This is a genomic window from Vibrio sp. 2130-1, from assembly GCF_033339515.1.
Map to the genome: position 1 here is coordinate 88,061 of NZ_JAWOUT010000013.1, position 17,172 is coordinate 105,232.

The 17,172-nt window shown below is 43.5% G+C and carries 17 protein-coding genes; 14 read left to right on the forward strand and 3 right to left on the reverse strand.

Annotated elements, in window-relative coordinates:
* Positions 1-3 precede the first annotated feature (3 nt).
* From rbsA to vctC, 12 genes are all read left to right on the forward strand, one after another.
* Positions 4-1,509: a ribose ABC transporter ATP-binding protein RbsA gene (gene rbsA / locus R7Q09_RS18395; protein WP_206954260.1), complete on the forward strand. Its 1,506-nt coding sequence runs from the start codon at positions 4-6 to the stop codon at positions 1,507-1,509.
* Positions 1,506-2,489, forward strand: a complete 984-nt coding sequence (rbsC, locus tag R7Q09_RS18400) for a ribose ABC transporter permease (RefSeq protein WP_005382618.1) — start codon at positions 1,506-1,508, stop codon at positions 2,487-2,489. Before rbsA ends, rbsC begins: the two co-directional genes overlap by 4 nt.
* Before the next feature lie 87 nt (positions 2,490-2,576).
* Positions 2,577-3,455 carry a ribose ABC transporter substrate-binding protein RbsB gene (rbsB, locus tag R7Q09_RS18405; RefSeq protein ID WP_005373143.1) on the forward strand — a complete coding sequence of 293 codons (879 nt, stop codon included), beginning with the start codon at positions 2,577-2,579 and terminating at the stop codon, positions 3,453-3,455.
* Between the two features lie 223 nt (positions 3,456-3,678).
* Positions 3,679-4,596 carry a ribokinase gene (gene rbsK, locus R7Q09_RS18410; protein ID WP_149192074.1) on the forward strand — a complete coding sequence of 306 codons (918 nt, stop codon included), beginning with the start codon at positions 3,679-3,681 and terminating at the stop codon, positions 4,594-4,596.
* Between the two features lie 35 nt (positions 4,597-4,631).
* Complete coding sequence (locus tag R7Q09_RS18415; protein WP_213972718.1) at positions 4,632-5,654, forward strand: substrate-binding domain-containing protein; 1,023 nt, start codon at positions 4,632-4,634, stop codon at positions 5,652-5,654.
* Between the two features lie 499 nt (positions 5,655-6,153).
* Positions 6,154-6,885, forward strand: coding sequence for a nicotinamide riboside transporter PnuC (pnuC, locus tag R7Q09_RS18420; RefSeq protein WP_025767870.1), 732 nt, complete (start codon positions 6,154-6,156; stop codon positions 6,883-6,885).
* 10 nt (positions 6,886-6,895) lie between these two features.
* Entirely contained in the window at positions 6,896-7,627 is a 732-nt protein-coding gene (locus R7Q09_RS18425; protein ID WP_137282702.1) for a nucleoside phosphorylase, read from the forward strand.
* A 134-nt stretch (positions 7,628-7,761) separates the two neighbouring features.
* A complete protein-coding gene (locus R7Q09_RS18430) occupies positions 7,762-8,442 on the forward strand; it encodes a Crp/Fnr family transcriptional regulator (protein ID WP_167416087.1) in 681 nt (226 codons plus the stop codon).
* A gap of 163 nt (positions 8,443-8,605) precedes the next feature.
* Positions 8,606-9,514 (forward strand): siderophore ABC transporter substrate-binding protein, encoded by a 909-nt coding sequence (locus tag R7Q09_RS18435; RefSeq protein WP_005376635.1) that lies wholly within the window; start codon positions 8,606-8,608, stop codon positions 9,512-9,514.
* Between the two features lie 22 nt (positions 9,515-9,536).
* The gene (vctD, locus tag R7Q09_RS18440; RefSeq protein WP_130546284.1) at positions 9,537-10,472 is read left to right on the forward strand and encodes an iron chelate uptake ABC transporter permease subunit VctD; all 936 of its coding nucleotides are present in this window, start codon (positions 9,537-9,539) and stop codon (positions 10,470-10,472) included.
* Entirely contained in the window at positions 10,465-11,415 is a 951-nt protein-coding gene (gene vctG / locus R7Q09_RS18445) for an iron chelate uptake ABC transporter permease subunit VctG (RefSeq protein ID WP_213972719.1), read from the forward strand. The genes vctD and vctG overlap by 8 nt, the downstream gene beginning before the upstream one ends.
* Before the next feature lie 2 nt (positions 11,416-11,417).
* The gene (gene vctC / locus R7Q09_RS18450; protein WP_017635379.1) at positions 11,418-12,173 is read left to right on the forward strand and encodes an iron chelate ABC transporter ATP-binding protein VctC; all 756 of its coding nucleotides are present in this window, start codon (positions 11,418-11,420) and stop codon (positions 12,171-12,173) included.
* A gap of 42 nt (positions 12,174-12,215) precedes the next feature.
* Here the strand turns inward: vctC and cueR are convergent, their stop codons facing one another.
* Positions 12,216-12,602, reverse strand: a complete 387-nt coding sequence (gene cueR, locus R7Q09_RS18455; protein ID WP_005376627.1) for a Cu(I)-responsive transcriptional regulator — start codon at positions 12,600-12,602, stop codon at positions 12,216-12,218.
* Positions 12,603-12,679: 77 nt separating this feature from the next.
* Complete coding sequence (locus R7Q09_RS18460) at positions 12,680-13,648, reverse strand: helix-turn-helix domain-containing protein (RefSeq protein ID WP_213972720.1); 969 nt, start codon at positions 13,646-13,648, stop codon at positions 12,680-12,682.
* A 116-nt stretch (positions 13,649-13,764) separates the two neighbouring features.
* Between R7Q09_RS18460 and R7Q09_RS18465 the strand changes: the two genes are divergently transcribed.
* Complete coding sequence (locus R7Q09_RS18465; protein WP_176311500.1) at positions 13,765-15,771, forward strand: TonB-dependent siderophore receptor; 2,007 nt, start codon at positions 13,765-13,767, stop codon at positions 15,769-15,771.
* Between the two features lie 41 nt (positions 15,772-15,812).
* A complete protein-coding gene (locus R7Q09_RS18470) occupies positions 15,813-16,094 on the forward strand; it encodes a DUF2218 domain-containing protein (protein WP_005376622.1) in 282 nt (93 codons plus the stop codon).
* A gap of 88 nt (positions 16,095-16,182) precedes the next feature.
* Here the strand turns inward: R7Q09_RS18470 and R7Q09_RS18475 are convergent, their stop codons facing one another.
* Positions 16,183-16,434 (reverse strand): YgjV family protein, encoded by a 252-nt coding sequence (locus R7Q09_RS18475; RefSeq protein WP_005376619.1) that lies wholly within the window; start codon positions 16,432-16,434, stop codon positions 16,183-16,185.
* Positions 16,435-17,172: the final 738 nt, after the last annotated feature.

Sequence of the window (17,172 nt, forward strand, 5' to 3'; positions counted from 1 at the left end):
ATTATGACTCAAGCCATTCTACAACTAAGCGAAATTGAGAAGGCGTTTCCGGGCGTAAAAGCACTCGACAAAGCAAGCCTGAATGTTTATCCAGGCCGTGTTATGGCGCTGATGGGTGAAAATGGAGCAGGCAAGTCAACGTTAATGAAGGTGTTGACAGGCATTTACCACATGGATGCGGGGAGCATTCAATATCAAGGTCAGCCGGCGGCCTTTAAAGGTCCACGCGATTCACAGGAAGCTGGTATTAGCATTATTCACCAAGAGCTGAACCTGATTCCTGAACTGACGATTGCCGAAAATATTTACTTGGGACGAGAGTTCACTGGATCCTTAGGGCGTATCCAGTGGAGCAAAATGTATGACGAAGCTGACAAGCTTTTAAAACGCCTCAATGTAAAGCATTCATCAAAAACATTGCTTGGCGATTTAAGCCTTGGTGAACAACAAATGGTGGAAATTGCAAAGGCACTTTCGTTTGAGTCGAAAGTCATCATTATGGATGAGCCAACGGACGCATTGACCGATACCGAAACGGAATCACTGTTTAAAGTGATTAATGAGCTCCGCGAGCAAGGATGCGGCATCGTATACATTTCGCATCGTCTTAAAGAAATCTTTGAAATCTGTGACGACATTACCGTGCTTCGTGATGGTAAGTTTATCGGTGAGTGCAAGGTGTCCGACACTGATGAAGATGGCCTAATTGAAATGATGGTTGGCCGAAAATTAGAAGAGCAATATCCACGTATTGATGTCCAACATGGCGAAACTTGTCTTGAAGTCATTGGTTTGACTGGGTCTGGCGTTCAGGATGTGAGCTTTACTCTCAAGCGTGGTGAGATTCTTGGAATTTCTGGCTTGATGGGCGCAGGCCGCACTGAACTCATGAAAGTCATTTACGGCGCATTACCTAGTGAGCATGGTGTTATCAATCTTGATAACAAAACTATTAACCCGGTTAGCCCGCAAGATGGTTTGGCAAATGGTATCGCTTACATCTCTGAAGATCGCAAAGGCGATGGTTTGGTTTTAGGTCTTTCGGTTAAGGAGAACATGTCACTTTGTTCGCTAAACCAGCTGACCAAAGGCTTCCAGATTCAACACAGCGACGAAGTGATTGCTGTGGAAGATTTTATTAAGTTATTCAACATTAAAACCCCAACGCGAGATCAAATCATCGGCAACTTATCTGGTGGTAACCAGCAAAAAGTTGCGATAGCGAAAGGGTTAATGACGAAGCCTAAAGTTCTGATTCTGGATGAGCCGACACGTGGTGTTGATGTCGGAGCAAAAAAAGAGATTTATCAGCTCATCAACAAGTTTAAGGCCGAAGGCATGAGCATCATCTTGGTTTCTTCCGAGATGCCTGAAGTGCTCGGCATGAGCGACCGTATTTTAGTGATGCATGAAGGTCGTATCACTGGCGAATTTGATGCGAAAGACGCCGATCAAGAAAAATTACTCGCCTGTGCCGTAGGCAAAGAGATCAATGAGGAAGCAGCATGAGTACGAATACCATGAGCAAACCAACCGAAACTGGCAACAAGAAGTTGTTCACAAAAGAGTGGCTGATTGAGCAAAAATCACTGATAGCTTTGATCTTTCTGATCGTTGTTGTGTCATTTTTGAACCCGAACTTTTTTACGGTCGACAACATTCTCAACATTCTTCGTCAAACCTCCGTGAATGCCATTATCGCAGTGGGTATGACATTAGTTATTTTAACAGCAGGCATCGACTTAAGTGTTGGTTCGGTATTGGCATTGTGTGGTGCCTTTGCGGCAAGCATGATTGCGCTTGAGGTTCCGGTGCTGGTGGCGGTTCCAACTGCTTTAGTCGCAGGTGCAGCGTTAGGTGCGATCAGCGGTATCATTATTGCGAAGGGTAAGGTGCAGGCATTTATCGCTACGCTGGTTACCATGACGTTACTACGTGGTGTGACCATGGTGTACACCGAAGGTCGACCAATCTCGACAGGCTTTACTGACACCGCGGATGCGTTCGCATGGTTTGGTACTGGCTACGCGCTAGGCATTCCGGTTCCTGTTTGGTTAATGGTGGTTGTGTTTGCAGCGGCTTGGTATTTACTTAACCACACGCGCTTTGGTCGCTATGTTTACGCACTAGGCGGCAATGAGTCTGCGACTCGCCTATCAGGTATCAATGTAGACCGAGTGAAGATTGGTGTCTACGCCATCTGCGGTATGTTAGCAGCGCTTGCAGGCATTATTGTAACGTCTCGTCTTTCTTCGGCGCAGCCAACAGCGGGTATGGGCTACGAGCTAGACGCTATCGCAGCGGTTGTTCTTGGCGGTACCAGCTTGATGGGCGGTAAAGGTCGTATCATGGGTACCTTGATTGGTGCGCTGATCATCGGTTTCTTGAACAATGCACTTAACCTACTTGATGTTTCTTCCTACTACCAAATGATTGCAAAAGCAGTGGTTATCTTGCTGGCGGTATTGGTAGACAACAAAAACAAGTAATTCATAACAATCTGTATATATAAAACAGTGAATACAAACCGAGTCAGGGGACGTGTACTGGCTCACCCTACACAAAGGACTAGAACGATGAAAAAACTTGCAACTCTTATCTCTGCTGCACTTCTTTCTTCAACCGTATCGGTAGCGGCGCAAGCTCAAGATACCATGGCGATTGTGGTTTCGACGCTAAACAACCCGTTCTTCGTAACGATGAAAGACGGTGCGGAAGCAAAAGCGAAAGAATTGGGGTACGACTTAATTGTACTGGACTCGCAAAATGACCCGAGTAAAGAACTGTCGAACATCGAGGATTTAAGTATTCGCGGCGTAAAAGCAATTCTTATCAACCCAACGGATTCTGATGCAGTGTCTAATGCAATTCGTATGGCGAACCGTTCTAAGATCCCTGTGTTGACATTAGACCGTGGTGCAAGCCGTGGTGAAGTTGTGAGTCACATCGCGTCGGACAACGTAATTGGTGGTGAAATGGCAGGCCACTACATCATGGAAAAAGTCGGCGAAAAAGCAAAAGTCATTCAACTTGAAGGTATTGCGGGCACATCGGCAGCGCGTGAGCGCGGTGAAGGCTTTATGAATGCAGTGAAGGGCAGCGATATGGATCTTCTTGCTAGCCAACCGGCTGACTTTGACCGCACAAAAGGTCTAAACGTAATGGAAAACCTGCTAGCGGCTAACCCGGATGTACAAGCGGTATTTGCACAGAATGATGAAATGGCGCTAGGTGCACTTCGTGCAGTTCAAGCTTCTGGCAAAGATGTCGTTATCGTTGGTTTTGATGGTACGGAAGACGGCATTGCAGCAGTTAACCGTGGCAAACTAGCGGCAACTATTGCTCAGCAACCAGACCTTATCGGTGCTTTAGGTGTTGAAACGGCTGACAAAGTTTTGAAAGGTGAAGAAGTAGAAGAGTACATCCCAGTACCACTAAAAGTAGTCACTAAGTAAGTTTCAAGTTCCAATAAATCATCCTAATTTTTGCTCTCTCCTCCGTTTATATCTGTCGTTTAGGAGGTGAGGGCAAACTTACCCAAAATACTGCAAAGTGTGGGGTATAGATGCCTTTGGCTTTTTATCGAGACTCCTTCATCAGGAAGAGAAGTTAAAGTCATCTAATGTATTTTCCTAAACAGTTTTTTAAAAGGGTTCATTCAGAACCGAGGATAACCGTATGAATAAGTTAGTGGTGTTAGGTAGTGTAAACGCTGACCATGTTCTTCAAGTGCCTTCTTTCCCTCGCCCAGGCGAGACGCTGCATGGTCGCAACTATCAAGTTATCCCAGGTGGCAAAGGTGCCAACCAAGCCGTCGCGGCGGCGCGATTAAATGCAGACATCGGTTTTATCGCTTGTGTGGGCGACGACTCATTCGGCATTAACATTCGCGAAAACTTCAAAATGGACGGCATCGATATCACTGGTGTGAAGATGCAGCCAAATTGCCCGACAGGTATCGCGATGATTCAAGTGTCGGACAGTGGTGAGAACAGCATTTGCATTTCAGCTGAAGCGAACGCCAAACTGACAGCAGAAGCGATTGAGCCAGATTTAGAGCGTATTCGCCAAGCAGATTACTTGCTAATGCAATTGGAAACGCCGATGTGCGGCATTGAGAAAGCTGCGCGTGTAGCGAAAGATGCCAAAACCAATGTCATTTTGAATCCTGCGCCAGCTCGTGAATTGTCAGATGAATTACTGTCTTACATTGACGTGATTACGCCAAATGAAACGGAAGCTGAAGTTCTGACAGGTATTACTGTAACAGACAACGAAAGCGCGCAAGAAGCGGCGAATGTGCTACATGGTAAAGGTATAGAAATTGTCATGATCACACTCGGTGCAAAAGGCGTTTGGCTAAGCCAAAACGGTCGAGGCGAAATCATCTCGGGTTTCCGCGTTGAAGCGACGGATACTACCGCTGCGGGCGATACATTTAATGGGGCATTCGTCACTGGTCTCCTAGAAGATTTACCTTTAGAATCAGCGATTAAGTTTGCACATGCGGCGGCTGCAATTTCTGTGACCCGCTTTGGCGCGCAAACGTCGATTCCAACCCGCGAAGAGGTGGACGCGTTTCTCGCGGAACAATAAGGCGCACAACGCCTCATTAAAATAGGAGTAGTAACATGGCGACGATGAAAGACATCGCAAAACTGGCAGGGGTTTCCACTTCAACAGTGAGCCATGTTATTAACAAGACGCGTTTTGTGAGCGAAGAGATCTCTGAACGCGTTAACAATGCCGCAAAAGAGCTTAACTACTACGCGCCCTCTGCGTTGGCGCGTAGCCTCAAAGTTAATCGTACCAAAACCATTGGTATGCTCGTGACAACCTCAACCAACCCATTCTTTGGCGAAGTCGTAAAAGGCGTCGAACGCAGCTGCTACCAAAAAGGCTACAGCCTCATTTTATGTAACACCGAGGGTGATAACGAACGTATGCGTCAATCCATTAATACGCTATTGCAAAAGCGTGTCGATGGTTTGATCTTGATGTGCTCGTCGCTAGAAGGAGAGCGTATCGATGTATTTGAGCGTTACCCAGATATCCCAGTTGTGGTAATGGACTGGGGGCCGATGCTATTTACAAGCGATAAAATCCAAGACAACTCACTTCGTGGCGGTTACTTAGCGGCGAAATACTTAATTGATTGCGGCCATACCGAAATTGGGTGCATCACAGGCCCTTTGATTAAACACCAAGCGCAAATGCGATACGAAGGTTATAAGCGAGCAATGAACGAATCTGGCTTGGAATTTAATGCCAATTGGATCATTGAGTCTGACTTCGAATGTGAGGGTGGGTATCAAGCGTTCAAAAAAATGGCTCAGCGTGGCGCATTACCTAGCTCGATTTTCGTCTCTAACGATATGATGGCGATGGGGGTGATTAACGCCGCAAATGAGCTCGATATTAAAGTGCCGGACGACCTGTCCATTATTGGTTACGATGACATCCATATCGCGAAATTTATGTCGCCATCGCTAACTACCATTCATCAGCCTAAGTACCGTTTGGGGCAGGCTGCCGTTGAGACTCTTGTCCGAAAGTTGGATGAAAAGTCAACAGAGGCACAGGTCGTACAATTAGAACCGACTCTAGTGGAACGGAAAAGCGTCAAGAGGTTAAAGTCAAACGTCACTGAATGACGTGTGATGTTGAGCTAAAAAATTAAAAAAGTCGTTTCTCTTTATACGATAAAGCCTTACTATCGTCGTTGATTATAAATAAAACTATTAATTGTTGTCTGGCGGATTAGTTAAATGTTATCAAAAGGTTACGCTAAGTTATCTGTAAAACACCCTTGGTTTCACCGAGTTAATGTTATTACAGTTGTATTGATTTTTTTTGTGAGCTGCTATCAGCTACTGGTTAATGAAGCATTTGAGTACGCAATTGGCTTTATTATTACACTTTTGGCGTCAGCTTTATTTGCATCAGCTTCTGCATTCAAAAAACGCTATCTAGGCTTGGATTCATAGGCACGTCTATTTCCAACATCGTTCAATAGCATCATTTATTGCTTTCAAGTAAACATTGAACTGAATTATGATCGAGTGCATCAAGAGGAGGACAAATGTCCTCCTTTTTGTTGGGGATCACGCTCTAATATAAGCGTATTCCAAACAAAATAATAAAGGACATGTTATGGACCTCTTTGCCTTACTCGATATTAATAATACTCTCGTTAACATTCCGATCGGCGACGGCTACGCAATGAGTTGGATCGAAGCTTTCGGTACAGTTTTTGGACTGCTTTGCATTTGGTTTGCCAGCCAAGAAAAAACCATCAACTACTTATTCGGTTTGCTGAATGTCACGCTTTTTGCCGTTATCTTTTTTCAAATTCAGTTATACGGATTATTGCTTCTTCAATTGTTTTTCTTCTGTGCGAACATTTACGGCTGGTATGCGTGGACTCGTCCAAATGCACAAGGTGAAACGCTGGAGGTTCGCTGGTTAAATAAACAGAAACTTATTACTACTGCCTCTATTAGCGTTGCATGTATCGCATTATTAACGATCTATATCGACCCATTTTTCTTTGCGCTAGCAAATATTGCTGTTGATAGCTTGAATCTCTTTGGTGCTGGCTTGGCTGAACCGGTGCTTGAACCTGACGCGTTTCCGTTCTGGGATGCAACCATGACAGTACTTTCTGTTGTTGCACAAATTCTGATGACACGTAAATACGTCGAAAACTGGATTCTATGGGTCGTGATTAACATTATCAGTGTGGGTATCTACGCGACGCAAGGTGTTTACGCAATGTCTGTTCAGTACGCGATTCTTATGTTCATCGCTGCCAATGGCACGCGTGAATGGGCTCGTAGCGCTAAGCGCAATGGCGATAAAACCTTAGCGCACGCTGCTGCGTAAGGAACGAAGAATGGCCAAACAACCTCATATCGGAGTGGATGAAACACAAATCGCTCCCTTCGTTATTGTATGCGGCGAGCCAGATCGAGCGAATCGTATCGCGGCATTATTTGATGATGCAGAAATGGTGTCGGAAAACCGCGAGTACCGTGTGTTTACCGGCAACTACAAAGGCAAGCCTGTTTCAGTATGTAGTACAGGTATAGGTGCGCCATCGATGATCATCGCAGTGGAAGAGCTAAAACAGTGCGGTGTGACTCATGTGGTACGCGTTGGATCGGCGGGGGCAATGCAATCAGGCATTCATCTTGGCGAGTTGATCATTGCCGAAGGCGCGGTAAGAGATGAGGGCGGCTCTAAAGCGTATGTCGATTCGTCTTATCCAGCCTACGCAAGCTTTTCACTGTTAAAGGAAGTTGAGCGTTACTTGTCGATGCAAAAAGTGCATTATCATTTTGGTGTGGTGCGTTCTCACGACAGTTTCTATACCGATGACGAAGATGCAATATGCCAACATTGGAACAAAAAAGGCATCTTAGGTGCCGATATGGAAACCTCTGCGCTGTTTACGGTCGGTCGACTACGAGGCCTTCATGTGGCTTCGATATTAAACAACGTGGTGCTGTATCAACAAGATGTGAAAGAAGGTGTTGGTCAGTACGTTGATGAAGCCAAAGTAATGATGCAAGGTGAGAAGAGCGCCGCGATTACGGCATTAGAAGCCTTGGTTGCTCAGCGTTAGCCAGTCTTTATCTCAGTAAGTCACATAAACAGAATAGATGTAAAGCGACAGGTCACTGTCGCTTTTTTATTTGGAGTTACGGGGTACAATCCACCTTAAATAGTTGTCCGTAACTTTTTCTGAGAGAGCAGAAAATGAAAATCAGCCCTTATCCGACTGGTCGCTTCAAAACATACCTTGAAGAAAAGAGTGCCACCTTTCGCGATTTGATTTATCAATGCCAAATAAATTCGCGTTACTTTGATGCTGGGGAAGCAATTCTCCGCCAAGGTGAGCAACTTCAGTACTTGTATGTTGTGCCAGTAGGTCGAGTCTCGATGAACATATTGGCCGCAAATGGACGACGTTTTCAATTAGGGGAAGCTAACTGCGACTATCATGTTTATGGTGAAATGGAGTTCTTCACTCGGACTCCTTGTCAATGGAATGTGATAGCAGATGAACATATGCAGGTTGATGTTATCTGTATCCAAAAACTAACCGAAGCACTGCAAAATTATCCCCAAATGATGGTGTTCTTCGCTTCAGCATTGGCTGAGGATTATCAAGACTCCATGGATATCTACACTAGTCGTTTGTTGCATCCCATTACTTACAACATTGCCTATGATCTTCTCGTCCGTAATCAGACGGATAAGCTCCTTGGTGGCTTTGATAAAGTGAACCAAGAGGCTGAGCGGTTTGGCACCTCAGGCCGAGTCTATCGACGTGCAGTTAAGGACTTGATTGAAAAGGGATTGATTACAAAAACGGACAACGGTTTGGAGATTATTGATGAGCTGGCACTCAAAGCGTTTATTGAAGCGCATGAATGATACGCCCAGGTATTGAAACTGATGGGTTTTATAAGTCTTTGATATATCTAAGTCTTGAGTAAACGTAACTAATGTAAAGTACCTTAAATTTTGTTGAATGCATTAAAGAGTAGCGTTATATTGCGAACGCGTATGATAATAGATCTCATTAAGGCTTAACAAAATGAAAAAATTCGTCGGTGCGGCTATGCTGTCGTTATTTACTGTTTCTCCTTCTTTCGCTGCTAAAGTTGTGATTGACCACTACATGGGTCAAACAGAGCTAGAACAATCCCCAGAGCGTGTGGTTGTGATTGGCTTTGGCCCGCTAGATGCGCTGGACAACTTTGGTATCGATCCTGTTGCAGTATCTAACTCGTCTAATCTTCCTAGTTACCTTTCAAAATACAGCAAAGATAACTACACCTCTGCGGGTAGTTTGTTTGAACCTGATTTTGAAACCATCTACATGCAAAAACCGGATTTGATTTTGGTTGGTCCGCGAGCGTCTGCGAAATATGAAGAGCTGAGTGAAATTGCCCCTACAGTTGTTTTTGCGGCGAAAGAGAACCAAGGCTATTGGGAAGGCACGCAAGCGCAATGGCGCAATATTGGTAAGATCTTCAATATCGAAGAAAAAGTAGAGCAGAAAATTGAAGCGCTAGATGCTCAATTCAAAGCAATCCGTGACTACAACCAATCGAACAAAAATGATGCACTAACGATTTTGAGCATGGGTGACAACATCAGCGCGTTTGGTGCCCAGTCGCGATTTGGCGTCATTTATAACGACTTTGGCTTCTTGGAAACGGTTGAGCACGTGAAAACGGGCACTCACGGAGATGTCATTTCTTATGAGTTTATTCGTGAAGCTAACCCGAAAAATATTCTCGTGGTTGACCGAAATTCTCTGACAGGTACGCCGGATAACGATATTCGTAAATCCATGGATAACGACTTAGTCAAAGCGACCGCAGCATATAAAAATCACAAAATCACTTATTTAGATGTGGACGCGTGGTATTTGTCGATGTCTGGTGTGACAGCAACAGAAAAAATGGTCAGTGAGATAAAGCAAACCGTTGAACTGTAATCCAAGATAGCAGAGGTTAACTTTGAAGAAGTTATTGCTAACCCTTGTGGTTTTAAGCACGGTTTCGTTATTTGTTGGGGTGGCAAACATGACGCCCCAACAACTCTTTTCAGGTGATGAGAAAGCATTAGAGCTTTTCTTTACCAGCCGTATACCACGTTTATTTGCCATACTGCTTGCTGGTGCTGGCTTGAGTATTGCGGGTCTTGTCATGCAGCAAATCAGCCAGAACCGATTTGCTGCACCTTCTACAACTGGTACGATCGAATGTGCCATGCTGGGCTACGTACTGAGCGTGGTTTTCTTTGGTAACGACAATCACCTTTGGCTCGTATTCGGCATCTCGGTATTTGGGACGCTAGCGTTTGTTTTCTTTATTCAGCGCATTCAATTTAAGAGCGTGGTTTTTGTGCCTCTTGTCGGGATTATTTTCGGCAATGTCATCCAATCCATGACTACGTTTATCGCTTACAAATATGATGCACTTCAAAGTCTGAATGCTTGGACAGTAGCAAACTTCGCCAACATCTTGCGTGGTGATTTTGAACTGCTGTACATCGCGGTACCAATGGTTATCCTCAGCTATCTTTTTGCCGCAAGGATCTCTGCCGTAGGTATCGGAAAAGATTTCGCGATAAACTTGGGTTTAAATTATCAGCAGGTTGTGACGATTGGCGTGCTATTGGTATCCATCATGTCAGCAAGTGTCGTGATGATTGTTGGCCAGTTGCCATTCTTAGGGCTGATTGTACCGAATCTCGTGAGTCACTTTTATGGCGATAACCTCAAAAAGAACATTCCGCTTACGGCCATGTATGGGGCCATTTTAGTGTTGTGTTGCGACTTGGTGAGTCGTTTAATTATTTTCCCTCATGAAATGCCAATCTCTATCGTGATTAGCATATTGGGTGGCATGGTATTCATCGCTATGTTGTTGCGAGGTAAGCAACATGCGTGATTCAACGAAAATCCTGCTGCTAGGTGGCATTGCGATTCTTTTCGCGTGTTTGTTTATTGGTATTGGGCTAACGGCTGACAACTACCAATATTTTTTGTCTCGTAGAGTTCCTAAAGTATTGGCGATAGTGCTAGCGGGTGTGGCCATTGCTCAGTCTTCACTTGTATTTCAAACCATTACGCACAACCGAATTTTAACGCCAAGTATCATGGGTTTTGATGCGCTGTATGTGTTAACCCAAATTTTGATCGTGTTGATTTTTGGTGGGTTGAGTACCTTAGTTCTTAACTTGTACGTCAATTTCGCGATTGCAGTAATTGTAATGGTGTCGTTTTCGCTACTGCTGTTTGGGTTTTACTTTTCAAAAGGAAGCAAGAACTTGATTACGTTGCTATTGGTCGGCTTGATCTTTGGTCAGCTATTTTCCAATGCGGCGTCATTCTTTTCTTTGCTGATGGACCCAAACACATATGCAATTGTTCAGTCGAAACTGTACGCCAGTTTCAATAATGTCAAAGTGAACTTGGTTTACTTTAGTGCTCCGGCTTTGATGTTTGCATGTTGGTTGTTGTTTAGGATGCATCGCACTTTAGATGTGTTTTGGCTCGACCAAGACAATGCGAAAAGCTTGGGTGTTGATGTACCTAAAGTGACGAGAAATGTGTTTATTATCTCGGCGGTTTTGATTGCTATTTCTACGGCTTTGGTAGGGCCAATCATGTTCTTTGGTTTACTAGTGACCAACTTAAGCCGAGAAATGTTCCTAAGTTACCAACATAAAACGCTATTGGTCGGATGTTCGTTTCTATCCATCAGTTCACTACTTGCTGGGCAATGGATAATTGAAAACGTGTTCAGTTTTGAGACGACGTTGAGTGTCGTAATTAACTTTATCGGCGGTGCGTATTTCTTATACCTGCTGCTGAAAAACAAAGTTGTATAAATATGATAGTAATAGACAAATTAACGAAGGCTTTTGGTTCAAACAAAGTCGTAGACGAGGCCAATACTCAGTTTGAAAAGGGCAAGGTAACATCGATTATCGGTCCAAATGGCGCGGGAAAGAGCACGCTGTTATCTATGGCCTCGCGCTTAACGGAGCGAGATGGCGGTAGTGTTATCATTGATTGCAAGGAAATCGCGGAATGGGACACAAAAGAGCTAGCGAAAAAACTGGCAGTACTTCGCCAAGCTAACTCGATTACAATGCGGTTTACCGTAAAAGAGTTAGTCTCTTTTGGTCGTTTCCCATACTCTAAAGGAAATCTGACTAAAGAAGATCATGAGGTCATAGAACAAGCGATCGACTACTTAGATTTGCAAGATATTCAAGACAAATACTTGGATGAATTAAGTGGTGGTCAGCGACAGCTTGCATTTATTGCTATGGTGATTGCACAAGATACAGATTATGTCTTTCTTGATGAACCTCTTAATAACTTAGATATCAAACACTCTCTTCAGATCATGAAAGTTGTACAGCAGTTAGCCCATGACATGAATAAAGCCATGGTGGTCGTGATTCATGATATTAATTTCGCGGCGTGTTACTCAGATGTCATATTGGCGCTTAAGAAAGGCAAGGTTGTGGCGAGTGGTGCGGTTGAAGAGGTTATTCAAGCATCTACGCTAGAGGACATCTATGAAACGCCATTTAACATCATAGAGTTAAACGGTAAGCGCATGTGTACCTATCATTAAGCGAGCTAGTTCGTTTTTAACGAGATCAATAGATAGGCGGGCTTACTTGGTGAGCTCGTCTATGATCGGGCATCGGCTCTCTGCATCTCCAGGACAAGAAGAAACCCAACCTTCAAGTTGTGTTTTGATCTCCATGAGGTGTGCAATTTTTTCTTCAACCTCTCTCAGTTTGTCCATGGTTCTTGCTTTTACTTCGCTACTTTTGCGGTTGGGGTTATGAGCAAGTTGTACGAACTCTTTGCATTCTTGCAATGAAAAGCCTGCGCTTTTTGCGCGTGATACCAAGTTAAGCTCTTGAATATGATTATCTGAATATTCGCGATAGCCAGAGTCGCTACGCGCTGGTGGAGATATGATCCCTTTGTCTTCATATAATCGAATCGACTTAGATGAAAGCCCTGTGAGCTTCGCGACAGCACCAATATTCATGTTTAACCTCCATAACGTTTAAGGCGAGTATATACCGATGTTGTGGATAAGACACTTCTAAATAACAGTCAGTTACCTTACTCTTTAATCACTTCATGTGGTGGCACACCAAATGCCTTTTTGAAGGCATAAGTGAAGTTAGAAGGGTGGTGGTATCCGGCTTCATAGGCGGCTTCTGTTATCGTCACTAGGCCACGTTCCAAATGTTGCCTAGCAATCTCAAGACGTCGAAAACGAATGTAGCCGTTTATGGTCATATTAAGTGATTGTTTAAATCGGCGCTGCAGGTTTGAAACACTCATTGAGAATTGGCTCGCCAACTTTTCCAAGCGTAGTTCTTGATCAAGGTGAGTTTCAATATAGCTGACAATATCCTCAATCCGACCATCAATGTGTCGTTCAATACTGCTGTTTTTAGCACTGAAATTCTTAGGAATTTGCTTGGTGGCTTGATGTAATATTTGATAGATCAAGCTTTCGACCTCTAGCTTCTCTTGGAACTCTTGCGGTGTTTCTCTATTTGTTAACGTTTCAGCCAGCTCGCATAGCGTCTGGTTAAGCTCCAACTGTTGAAACGCCTGATGAGAGTTAAAAAAGGCTCGATGACTACAATTTTGCTCAAGGCGGGCCTCTAGCCATTGGGGCTTAACCAATATGTTGATCTTATTAATGAGGTTATCTTTGAGCAGTGAACGACGAAAATTTGCAGGTTTGAGTAAGTTCACCACTACACCCTTAGGGCCGTCGCTCGCGTCTAAATCAAATTGCAAATCGTCGTAGCCAAACGAGAGTCTACCTTCTAAAAGAATAGTGACCAGCAGTGAGGCGTGTGCAGTAGAAACAATATTCGAATCAATAAGTTCTAGACAACGCCCGCCATGAACAAAAATTTGATCATTGTACTGATATGATAGGAACTTACCTTCGGCCAGTTGAGTTTGATAAGGTTGGCCTTGCGTGACAATCCATTGTTTCTCTGTCGCCTCTAGTCTTTGGGTTAAAGCTATCTTGGCAATTTTAGTTCGTTTTGTTGTGACTTCCTGCATTTGACACTTCCTCATAACACTTGTGCGATTTCGCATAACCAAATCGCCTTTGTATTTATAAAACTCATGCTTATTATACCTGAGAATTATTATCATTAATATTTAGGAATTAAGTTATGGAAAGCCCTGCTTGTTCACCTATCAAGCTTTCAAGCCTTTGCCTTGCAGTGGGAATGGCGCTATCAACCCCTGTTTTAGCTCAAGATACTGAGTCACATTTTGAAGAGGTCGTTGTATGGGGAACGAAAGTTTCCAGCAACACTGAGTCGATGTTTGCGGACGACATGTCACTGAAGCAAGCGGATCACATGTCTGATTTACTGCGCGATATTCCCGGTGTGGATGTTGGTGGCACACACTCTGTGAATCAACGTATTACGATTCGTGGTTTGAGCGAAACCGATTTGGACATTCGTCTTGACGGTGCTTCTCAGCATGCGAGCATGTTCCATCATATTGGTAACTTGACGTTGAACCCTGACATTCTCAAATCTGCGGACATTAAGGTAGGTAATAACTCTGTGACTCAAAACGGGTTAGGCGGTTCGGTCTACTTTGAAACGAAAGACGCTCGTGACTTACTTCGTTACGATGAAAAGTTTGGTGCGCGTGTTTATGGCGGCTATGCATCCAACGACAACCAACAAGGTTCGTTGACACTGTACGGACTTTTGTCCGAAAACATTGATGCGATGGTCTATGGCCATTACGTTACGCGTGATGATTTTGAAGATGGTGATGGCAATAAAACCTATGGTGCTGCAGGTGATGTTTACAACATTCTGGCTAAGCTGGGGTATGAACTAAATGACATCCATCGTTTTGAGCTCTCTTATGACATGTACCGAGACAGTGGAGATTACAGTCCGCGTCCTGATATGTCTGGTAGTGCAAATAATAGCCTGTCGAGCAAGTTACTTATCCCTACGGATTATGACCGCGATACCGTTACTTTGAGTTACGAGTTGCGAGGCGAACAACACCAAGGAAACGTCACTCTTTATAATACCGAGACAGAAATTAAACGTGACGAAACGGTGATGGCCCCTCGTTGGCCCTCGAACCGTTTATCAAAGAACACCGCCAAAAACCAAAACTTTGGTTTGAATGGCAAATTCCAGTCAGATGTTATGTTAGGTGAGTTTGATAATCGAGTCACTTATGGCTTCGACTACATGGATAAAACGTCTTCGAGTTACTACGGTAGTCGTAAGTTTATGGACGAATCGGCGATTTCAACCGCACTGTTTGTAGAAGATCAGTTCTTCTTCTCTGATGCCTTCTTTATTACCGCAGGTATGCGCTTTGATGATTACAAACGCAAAGCTGAGACAGGAACCAGTAATTATGATGATGTGACTTGGGCTCTAGCAGCAGAGTGGGCGGTGACTCAAGATTGGACGTTGTTTGCGAGTGCACGTTCTCTATTTAAAGGTCCAGAGCTAATGGAAACCTTTATTGCTTACCAAGACGTTGCATTTTTAGAGGATGGGTTAAAGCCAGAAACGGGATTGAACACGCAGGGTGGTGTTCGTTTTGATAAAACCTTTGATAAGCATTTCTTTGGGGCGAATATTACGGTATTCCAAACGGAAATTGATGATTACATTGCAGATCAGTACCAAAACGCGACTCAAACTTACCTGATTTACAACTTAGGTGATGTTGAGATTAAAGGCTTTGAGGCAAGTGCTTCTTATGGTTACGACAAGTTTAACAGCAAACTTTCTTACTCTAAGTCGGACACCAAAAACAAGAATACTGGTGGTCCTGTTGCTGGGGGCAATGGGCGTAGCATTGATATGGGTGATAGCATTGCTCTAACTTTGGATTACCAGTCAGACGCTTTAGAAACGATCTTCGGGTGGAACTCAATGTTTGTTCTAGAGGAAGACAACGTCTTTGATGGTCAGCCAAAGAAAGCAAGTTATGATGTGCATAATCTATACGCTCAATGGGTGCCGTCTGATATTGATGGACTGTCGGTGACCTTTGGTATTGATAATGTATTTGACGAGTTGTACAGCTCTCATGCGTCTCGTTCGGGTACTGCACGTGGCTTCACGCTTGATGACTACGAGCCGGGTCGCAACTTCAAGCTCTCTGCAGCTTATCAATTCTAACAAGGTTCTTCATAGGACGTTTCAAAGTAACGAGTAAGTTCATGATTAAAGAAAGCACCCGAATAGATAGCGAACACGCTGACAAATACTTAGTGACGCTTTGTCGGCATTTTGGACGAAAAGTTCCTGCTACTTGGAATGAAAATAGCGGTTTGGTGACATTTCCGACGGGAAAAGCGGAGTTTAACCTTTGTGCATCTAGCTTAACTATAACCTGTGAGGCGGATTCAGAAGAGAAACTGAATACGGTTAAGGCGATCATTTCATCGCATGTGGACATGTTTTCTCGTCGAGAAACATTAGCACTTAGCTGGGTTCGTTAGCGCTCGTTTAAGGATGCTGTGATAGAAAGGGAATGTTAAAAGCAAAAGCCCGCAATCTTATGATTTGCGGGCTTTTATTGTTTGAATGCTATTGCGCTTTCTCAGGCTCTAGGCTTTTTTTTTCCTGCTGCATTTTTGCTAGGAAGTAGATGTTAACGCAAGCTATAAAACCGTTAGTTAGTACTACAGGCCAAGAATCAATCATTAGTCCGTAAGCAGTAAATAGCGCACAACCAATAAAGTTAAGGATACGAAGCTTAACAATATCTTTCATAGTTAGCGAAATAGCGACCATGATTGAAGCTGCATAACCTAAAATCTCAACCATATTCATGTCCATTTTTTGACCCTCTTAAAATCTGCCGAATTTTGTCGGTACCAATTCTTCTCATCTTGAGATTAATGAGGAAGCTCCATGCCTCGAATGGTCTTTTTTTGTTGTATGGACGCACTATATCAATGGAAAAACCGTGATAAAAGCCTCAAATCAAGGTTAAGAGAAGGTTAGCGATTACGCAAACGTTTAGGACTGGAATTACTGATAATTTTACTTATTGTGTTGATTGATAATAACGATGACATTAATAGCTCAAACACCATTGAAAGTAAGGGAATATTTACATATGATTGAAAATGATAATTATTTTCAAGTGCTGTGTTTATGTATTTTATTATTAGCTTGCTCGTGTTTTTTTTGCTGTATATCAGAACAAAACCGAACTCGTGGTGTGCGGGGATTCATATCGTAAGCCACATTTTTATCGTTGCATTTTGTCCTGCAATTTATGTTGTTCAATATTTAATCGTTACGTTTTTTTCGTCACCGATATTGATTAAGCTGTCATCACGCTCCGGTGTATACAACATTCTCATTGCTTTTCTTCCATTATTGATCGCAACCGGCAGTCTGGCGTTTAACTGAATGATTTCATCTCTCTTCTTTTCTTAAAACAACTACACTTAATTAGAATAAGGTATCAATTTCATATAATTATTCGATATCTACGTGTTAGCACATGTGTCACATTTCTGTGACTACGAGTAAGTTTTACTTATGTTGCTCGGTAGTAGGGTATTT